The sequence below is a fragment of the Rhodococcus sp. UYP9 genome (assembly GCF_040547235.1).
GTDB lineage: Bacteria > Actinomycetota > Actinomycetes > Mycobacteriales > Mycobacteriaceae > Rhodococcoides.
On record NZ_JBEPPH010000021.1, the window covers coordinates 1 to 1423 of the forward strand.

Sequence of the window (1423 nt, forward strand, 5' to 3'; positions counted from 1 at the left end):
GTGCCCAACACCTTGCACACCCCGCTCATGTCCGGTACCAACGCCATCCACGGCATCGTTGTGCTCGGCGCACTGGTGGTGCTGGGCAAGGTCGAGGATCCCTCGATCGGTCTGCAGATCATCCTGTTCGTCGCCTTGGTGTTCGGAACTGTCAATGTGATCGGTGGATTCGTCGTCACCGATCGCATGCTCAGCATGTTCAAGTCCAAGCCTGTGCCCGCCGCAGTTGCCCCTGGATCCGTCGAGAAGGGTGCTGACTCCTGATGGACAATCTCGTCAACATTCTCTACATCGTTGCCTTCGGCATGTTCATCTACGGTCTGATGGGTCTGACCGGTCCGAAGACGGCTGTTCGCGGTAACCAGATCGCCGCGGTCGGCATGTTCGTCGCAGTCGTCGCGACGCTGATCGCGATTCGGGACACCGAGAATTGGATTCTGATCATCGTCGGCCTCGTCGTCGGTGTCGCTCTGGGTATTCCGCCGGCACGCCGAGTGAAGATGACCGGTATGCCTCAGCTGGTGGCACTGTTCAACGGTGTCGGCGGCGGCACGGTCGCGTTGATCGCGTGGGCAGAGTTCCTCGACACCTCCGGGTTCTCGGACTTCAACCATGGCGAGTCGCCGACGGTGCACATTGTCATCGGTTCGCTCTTCGCGGCGATCATCGGTTCCATCTCGTTCTGGGGTTCGCTCATCGCGTTCCTCAAGCTCCAGGAAACATTGCCGGGCTCTCCGATCACGATCGGGAAGCTGCAGCAGCCGATGAACGCGCTTCTGCTCATCGGCGCCGTTGCCGCAGCGGTAGTGATCGGAATCAATGCCACCCCCGGCGCCGGTGTCTCGCAGTGGTGGATCGTCGCAGTCTTGGTGCTGGCAGGCATTCTCGGTTTGACGGTGGTGTTGCCGATCGGTGGCGCGGATATGCCGGTGGTCATCTCGCTGCTCAACGCGTTGACCGGTTTGTCGGCTGCGGCAGCAGGTCTGGCTCTGAACAACACGGCAATGATCGTGGCGGGCATGATCGTCGGCGCGTCGGGCACAATTTTGACGAACTTGATGGCCAAGGCCATGAACCGGTCGATTCCGGCGATCGTTGCCGGCGGGTTCGGTGGCGGCGATGCTGCAGCCGGACCGGCGGGGGCTGCTGGGGGCACCGCGAAGGCGACGTCGGCTGCCGATGCTGCTATTCAGATGGCATACGCAAACCAGGTCATCGTCGTTCCCGGTTACGGTCTCGCCGTGGCGCAGGCGCAGCATGCGGTCAAGGACATGGCCAAGTTGCTCGAAGCGAAGGGTGTCGAGGTCAAGTACGCGATTCACCCGGTCGCCGGCCGTATGCCGGGACACATGAACGTGTTGCTTGCCGAGGCCGACGTCGAGTACGACGCGATGAAGGAAATGGACGACATCAACGACGAGTT

Annotated in this window: 2 protein-coding genes; both read left to right on the top strand. The window is 61.6% G+C overall.

Annotation, left to right across the window (positions count from 1 at the left end; all coding sequences use genetic code 11):
* Positions 1-264, top strand: a 264-nt coding sequence (locus ABIB36_RS21880) for an NAD(P) transhydrogenase subunit alpha part 2 (protein WP_354563603.1), incomplete at its 5' end; no start/stop codon positions are given.
* A partial coding sequence (locus tag ABIB36_RS21885; RefSeq protein ID WP_354563602.1) for an NAD(P)(+) transhydrogenase (Re/Si-specific) subunit beta occupies positions 264-1423 on the top strand: 1160 nt, incomplete at its 3' end. The genes ABIB36_RS21880 and ABIB36_RS21885, both read left to right, overlap by 1 nt.